Source organism: Marinomonas sp. BSi20584, from assembly GCF_002792415.1.
Classification (GTDB): domain Bacteria; phylum Pseudomonadota; class Gammaproteobacteria; order Pseudomonadales; family Marinomonadaceae; genus Marinomonas; species Marinomonas polaris.
In genome coordinates, this window is sequence record NZ_KZ454914.1 from 1 (window position 1) to 6,522 (window position 6,522).

6 protein-coding genes are annotated in these 6,522 nt (G+C 39.8%); 1 reads left to right on the forward strand and 5 read right to left on the reverse strand.

Annotated elements, in window-relative coordinates:
- Nucleotides 1-464: 464 nt before the first annotated feature.
- The 5 genes from TY87_RS22220 to TY87_RS22240 form a co-directional block, all read right to left on the reverse strand.
- Nucleotides 465-1,760, reverse strand: coding sequence for a TRAP transporter large permease (locus tag TY87_RS22220; protein WP_100188745.1), 1,296 nt, complete (start codon nucleotides 1,758-1,760; stop codon nucleotides 465-467).
- Nucleotides 1,761-2,258, reverse strand: a complete 498-nt coding sequence (locus TY87_RS22225) for a TRAP transporter small permease (RefSeq protein WP_100188746.1) — start codon at nucleotides 2,256-2,258, stop codon at nucleotides 1,761-1,763.
- A gap of 1 nt (nucleotide 2,259) precedes the next feature.
- The gene (locus tag TY87_RS22230) at nucleotides 2,260-3,369 is read right to left on the reverse strand and encodes a C4-dicarboxylate TRAP transporter substrate-binding protein (RefSeq protein ID WP_100188747.1); all 1,110 of its coding nucleotides are present in this window, start codon (nucleotides 3,367-3,369) and stop codon (nucleotides 2,260-2,262) included.
- A 141-nt stretch (nucleotides 3,370-3,510) separates the two neighbouring features.
- Nucleotides 3,511-4,446, reverse strand: a complete 936-nt coding sequence (locus TY87_RS22235; RefSeq protein WP_100188748.1) for a 3,5-dioxohexanoate:acetyl-CoA acetone transferase — start codon at nucleotides 4,444-4,446, stop codon at nucleotides 3,511-3,513.
- A gap of 130 nt (nucleotides 4,447-4,576) precedes the next feature.
- Nucleotides 4,577-5,233 carry a GntR family transcriptional regulator gene (locus TY87_RS22240; RefSeq protein ID WP_157789944.1) on the reverse strand — a complete coding sequence of 219 codons (657 nt, stop codon included), beginning with the start codon at nucleotides 5,231-5,233 and terminating at the stop codon, nucleotides 4,577-4,579.
- Nucleotides 5,234-5,417: 184 nt separating this feature from the next.
- On the opposite strand from TY87_RS22240, the gene TY87_RS22245 reads away from it, so the two are divergent.
- Nucleotides 5,418-6,428: an NADP-dependent oxidoreductase gene (locus tag TY87_RS22245; protein ID WP_100188750.1), complete on the forward strand. Its 1,011-nt coding sequence runs from the start codon at nucleotides 5,418-5,420 to the stop codon at nucleotides 6,426-6,428.
- Nucleotides 6,429-6,522 lie beyond the last annotated feature (94 nt).

Below are 6,522 nucleotides of genomic sequence, written 5' to 3' on the forward strand. Positions count from 1 at the left end.
TGTTGGTTATTATGACCAACAATGTCTACTTTCAGCTAGCTTGGGCATGGTTGGCAAAAGCTCGAAGCAATACTCGATACGATGCAAATTAATGTTCTGTTCGCGCCGAAAATTCAGGAAATATCCACGACTATACTGAAACAACGCATGCATCAAAGACGATTAAATTAGAGCATTAAAGTCAGATCACAATCTAATACATCTAGCTCAGCATTCTTACCGTCTTCTGGAATATGCAAACAGTCATCGACATTAGCTCAAAGTATTATTAACCATCACGTGAAATGTGTTAATTGAGTACCGGCCTGATACAGACTAGTCATTGGAACAACTAGAACGAACTGCATTAGATGCATTATATTCCTGATTAGAAACAAAAAGGCTTCTGAATCATCAAAAGCCTTTTTTCTAGTGTGAATATTAAAAATCACCTTAGTAAGCGGACTTTAATAAAAGAACAACCTCTAAGATATAAAACCCATATACATATCCCTTGTCAGAATCATGACTCCTACCAGTATAAAGTCAGCAATTAAGAAAGGTATAATCCCATAAAATATTTGTTCTAATCGAACAATATCCCGTGCCACAGAATGTATTACAAACACATTTAATCCGACTGGGGGGGTAATCATTCCCATCTCAAGGAGCTTAGCAACCAGAAGACCAAACCAGATGACATCAACACCGTAAGTAGCCATCAATGGAAGAAACAGCGGCAAGGTTAATAACATCGCGCCAACTGGTTCCAAGAACATTCCTAGCGCTAAATACACAAAGGATATGAGCAATAAAACAGCTACAACCCCCAAGTCTAAACTTTCAATTCCACTACCAATAAAATGAGATAACCCACTAAGAGAAACGAGTCGTGTAAATAAGTTAGCACCAATGGCAATGATGAAAAGCGAACCACTTGCTAACAGCGTATCAATACAGCTCTCACCCATTCCTCGCATGGACAGAGATCTATTCCCAAACCCAATCAGAAGAGAAATCACAGCGCCCACCGCGCCGGCTTCGGTTGCCGTAAATATGCCAGAAAAAAGGCCACCAAAAACTATCATCACCATCAGAAGAACAGGCCACACCTCTTTAAGTGCAGCCATTCTTTCTTCAAAGCTTACCTGTTTTGTACGAGGCATTGATTTAGGCGCTAGAAAATAGACCACCAAGACGACAAGAATATAGAGAAAAAGAGAGACTAGTCCTATTATCAGTCCACCAAGAAAGAGTTTAGTAATCGAAACTTGAGCTTGAATTCCATATAAAATCAAAATCAAGCTAGGTGGAATTAAAGCACCAATAGTACCACCTGCAGCAACAGCGCCTGTGGCAAGACGAATATCATAGCCCGTTTTATGCATTTCTGGGACAGCAATACGGCCAATAGCGGCAGAACACGCAATGGATGATCCGGTTACAGCAGCAAAGCCGCCCGCGCCAGCAAGTGAAGAAATTGCTAAACCGCCGGGCAACCAACTAAGCCAAGCACGCGCCGCATTAAATAACCCTTTCGTCAGTCCTGCATGATAAGAAACGTATCCCATAAGTAGGAACATTGGAACAGAACTCAAGGTCCAGTTTGCAGCAAAACTATAAGGTGCAGTAGAAAGCATACTAAATGCTGCACGTTCACCAATAATGGCGTAAATACCAACAAAAGAAACCGCAATTAGTGTCACGCCTATTGGTACTCGTAAGAGAATCAAGCCAAAAACAGCGCTTAATGACACTACACCAATCGTAATAGGTTCCATTTATGCGACCTCCTGATTAAATCGGCCAGTAACCACTTGCACTATTCGCATAGCTAAAACAAGCACCATTAACCCGTAACATATTGGCAGTATCCAATACCCAGGCCAGACATAAAAAATAGCGGTTCCGGCTTCAATGTACGCCTTGATTTCCGTTTGGTGATAGGCTTCTAAGATAGTTCCCCAAGTCAAGGCAGCATAAACAAGAAGTGATAGGGCAAAACCTAAAAAATTAATAAAAGGCTGGCTTGAACTAGGTAATCTATCGGTAAGAATGGATGCTTCTATATGTCTGCGTTTCACCTCTGCATAAGCAATGGGTAAAAAGCTGATGACTAAAATAAGGTATCTGGACACTATTTCGATAGTGGCTGGAAAGCCACCATCGAACAGGTTTCTCATTACAACATCAGCAACAATGACGGCAGGCATAACACCGAGAGTTAAAATCCCGATGCCCATAGTCATTCGTCTTAAAATGAGCTCAAAACTAGACATTTTAATGTGATCCGTAAGTTTTCATATCAACTTTGCTCCAGATTTCCTTATAACGGAGTTCTGCAAGCTCATCTGACGTTGTTACATTTGCAACAAGGCCTTCCCATTTTTTCAGCAATGCCTTGTAGCGATCCACTTTGGCGGCTGCATTTGTAACACCTTTTTTAGTAAGCGCTTCCGTCACACCTGCCATATATTCGTCACGAATGTCATTGCCTCTTTTGACAAATTCTTTATCAGGTTGAATAAATTCGATGCCTTTCTCTTTCGCTATTTTTTCTGCTTCTGCTGCAGTATCGCGCCATGAATAAATTGCAATAGTTTGTGCGTACTGAGCAGCACGAGCCATAGATGAGCGATCTTCCAAGCTCATTTTATCCCACACTCTTTGACTGAGATTCGTCATCGCTGCGGCATTAAAGACCCCTTTATCGATCAAGGTCACGTACTTCACAGCGTCATAAAGCTGTATGTTTTTTAAATCAGGTATAGAGCTATAAGTAGCATCAGCAACACCAGAACTTAGGGCTTCAAAGATTTCACTGGCAGGGAAGTAAACCGGTAAAGCGCCCATTTTTTCTATAATATAAGAATATGTGGCACCTCCAGTTCGAACACGCAAACCTTTCAAATCACTCAGACTTTCTATTCTTTTTGTCGACAATAATTGATAGGCAGTTGTTGCATCGGAGCCTAAATAGACTTGACCATTTTTAGAAAATTCTTTGATACATTCCAGGCAAGTTGCAATGTATTCTGAAACAGCAGAGGCGATTGCTCTATTGTCTGTACCTAACATAGAGAGGTCACCCACAATGCCACTCTCAACATAATCAGCCGAAAAATAAGGGAACATTACCGGTCCCATATCAGTGATACCTTCACGCAAGGCTGAGTTCATTTCATTCGGCCCAACAAGACCAGATGGCGTGTCATAACCTGTCCAACGACCATCCGTGAGCTCCTTTAATTTTTTGAATAAAGCAGGGTAACCAGCTTGTGCCATTACATGTTTAGGCCCAAAAGCACTAGTTGCTCTAATCGTATCTGCTTGGGCATAATTTATTACACCAAAGGCTAATATAGCTGCAGTAATCACTATTTTTTTCATTAATAACTCCTAATCTTTTATTTTTTTTATATTTAAAGTTAATAAACATCATTTAGTAAAAATTTCAGAAAACATATAAAGAAGTCATCAAATTAATATTAATTAAAAAAATTAGTATTAATAAATTACAAAATATAAGTTCTAAAAATTAACCTCATGGGCACCTTTAAGTTGTAAACGCTCTCGTACTTCATCCGGTGTTGCGATCGTATAATCTAAGCTTTCTAGAATGCCTCGAATTTTCAACACTTGTTGTGCGTTTGACGTCGCCAGTTGCTTTGGACCAATAGTCAAACTATCTTCCAGACCAACACGAACGTTTCCGCCTAGAAGAGCATTATGAGTACACATAGGCATTTGATGACGCCCAGCCGCTAAGATTGACCATTCAAAATCGTTACCAAAAAGGCGCTGAGCGGTACGAAGCATTAAGAGTAAATTGTCAGCCTCTGCACCGGTTCCACCAAGAATACCTAACGCAAACTGAAGGAAAAGCTTGCCGTCATATAGACCTCGGTCCAGAACATTTGCTAGGTTGTAGATATGAGATAAATCATAAATTTCGAATTCGAACCGTGAGCCATGTCCTTTGCCCATGCGATTTAAAATAGCTTCAATATTTTCAAATGAATTCTCGAATAATGTGCGTTTACTGGCTTCAAGAAAGGTTTTTTCCCAGTCGTATTTAAACGTTTTGATTTTCTCTGCAGCAGGGAATAAACCACCATTAATGGATCCCATATTCAACGAAGTCATCTCTGGGCTTGCTCGTTCTGGGCCGGCTAAGCGCTCGTCTATGCTCATACCTGGTGCACCACCAGTGGTCAAGTTCAGTACGGCATTAGTTTGCTGCTTAATACGAGGAAGAAAATCCATAAAAATATCGGGGTTAGCAGTAGGACGTCCATCTTTAGGATCACGGGCATGTAGGTGTAAAATAGAGGCTCCAGCCTCTGCCGCCGCTATCGATTCCGAAACAATTTCATCAGGCGTAATAGGTAAGTAAGGGGACATAGACGGAGTATGAAGTGAGCCTGTAATGGCACATGTCACAATAACGCTTTTATTTTTATTCATTAAACATCTCCAATAAATAATATTTCAGATTGCTATGAAATATTAAAAAGTACTCTTAAATAATTATTTTTATACTATCTACTTTTTCATAATGGCTTATTCATATATAAAATATTAGAGAAGCTATAAATCAACCGTCCAGAACGCCTGACTTCAGTAAATTATCAGCCGCTTTTTGCAGGTGGTTACTCATAATTTCACAAGCTTCTTTTTCATTTCGATTTAAAACAGCTTGCATAAGTCCTTGATGATCTTCATTAACATCAAGGTAAACTTCTTCCTTTACCCTATGTAGGCTCAAATAGCGTTCGGCCTGCGCAAAAAGCTGTTCTCTAAAACGCAGCCACCAACGATTGCCACAGGCAGATACCAACGAGTCATGATATTCAGAGTGGGCTTCTAGCCATTCAACAGACAAGAAATCGTTTCCAATCGGTGTACGTAAAAGCTTGTGATGACTAGACAAGATTGACGCTTCCCAATCTAAATCTCCGGCCTTAATCGCTTCTCTGAGGCAATAAGACTCAATCTCAATACGAACTTCTGTCAGTTCAATCATTTCAACAGCGGATACTGGCGCAACAATAAAACCACGCTGCTCCTCAGCAACAACTAACCCATCTGAGACCAAACGAGATAAGGCCTCACGAACCGCACCCGGACTAACTTTCAAGGTTTCGCAAATCGGATCAATACGTAACCTATCTAGTGGCTGGTATTTGCCGTACATAACGTCCTTTCGTAACTGCTTATACGCTGTCATTGCCTTTGACTTAATTACACTCAAAACCTTACTACTCCTAAAAACTCTAATTGCATTCGATCCTAAAATATATTTTTTAATATGTAAAATATATTTTTATCACAAAATATATTTTATTTGTTAGTCTACACAAATATACACGATCTTAACGATGCTTTTTTGACCATCCTATAAACAGGATTTGAGCGAATTACTTACAGGAAAAATCATGGAAAACAAAAACCTACAGATAATTTTGCATTCTCGCCCAACTGCAGGAATCAGCGAGCTGAACTTTGCCCTTCAGAAATCTCAAATACCTTTCCCTCAAGCAGGCGAAGTCTTACTTAAAACCCTATATCTATCTTTAGACCCGTATATGAGAGGACGTATGTACGACACACCTTCTTATGCCGCGTCGGTAAAATTAGGCGCTGTTATGATTGGCGAAACGATTAGCGAAGTGATCCAAAGCAATAATGCAAATTTTTCTGTTGGTCAGCTCGTATCTTCTGCGCACGGTTGGCAGCAATATGCTATTTCAGACGGTAGCAATTTAGTGAAATTGCCTGAATATGCAGTTTCTCCAAGTGCTTATCTTGGAGTATTGGGCTTAACTGGTTTAACTGGATATGGCGCATTAATTCGCTATGGCCAACCTAAAGCAGGCGAAACGCTTGTTGTATCTGCTGCAAATGGCAGCGTTGGCTCAATAGTGGCGCAAACAGGACGAAACCTTGGCTGTAATGTTATAGGTATTACTGGTGGGCAAGAGAAGTGCAAGATATTGGAGACTGAACTCAGCATTAAAACACTTGATTATAAAGATGATAATTTTTCAGAAAATCTAAAAAAACTTACACCACAAGGAATTGATATTTTCTTTGATAACGTCGGTGGAGATATTGCGTTTGAAGCGTTAAATAATATGGCTACCCATGGTAGGTTTCTAGTTTGTGGGACAATCTCTTTTGACCGCAATCTTCCTCAGGTTAAAAGCATAGATCGTTTTCCTAGTGCTTTTTCACAGGTACTGATTAAAAGACTAAAAGTACAAGGTTTCATATTTGATGAGTTAGTAGACATGAAAGATGACTATCATCAACAAGCAGTCACGTGGTTGCATGACGGAAAACTGACCTTTAGAGAACATATTGTTGAAGGCATTGAAAATGCACCTCAGGCTTTTATGAGTCTATTCAAAGGAAAAAATGTTGGTAAATTAATCATAAAAATATAACCATATAGAAAGGCCAACATTTTCGATTTTAAGATACCTTTACAACATCATCACTTCTCCCTGCCTTTATTTTAAAAGGTGGTGTGGTACTCTA

Bases quoted from the DNA above. Each gene is read 5' to 3' on its own strand.
- TY87_RS22230 (WP_100188747.1), bottom strand. From the start codon at position 3,369: ATGAAAAAAATAGTGATTACTGCAGCTATATTAGCCTTTGGTGTAATA.
- TY87_RS22235 (WP_100188748.1), bottom strand. From the start codon at position 4,446: ATGAATAAAAATAAAAGCGTTATTGTGACATGTGCCATTACAGGCTCA.
- TY87_RS22245 (WP_100188750.1), top strand. From the start codon at position 5,418: ATGGAAAACAAAAACCTACAGATAATTTTGCATTCTCGCCCAACTGCA.
- TY87_RS22225 (WP_100188746.1), bottom strand. From the start codon at position 2,258: ATGTCTAGTTTTGAGCTCATTTTAAGACGAATGACTATGGGCATCGGG.
- TY87_RS22220 (WP_100188745.1), bottom strand. From the start codon at position 1,760: ATGGAACCTATTACGATTGGTGTAGTGTCATTAAGCGCTGTTTTTGGC.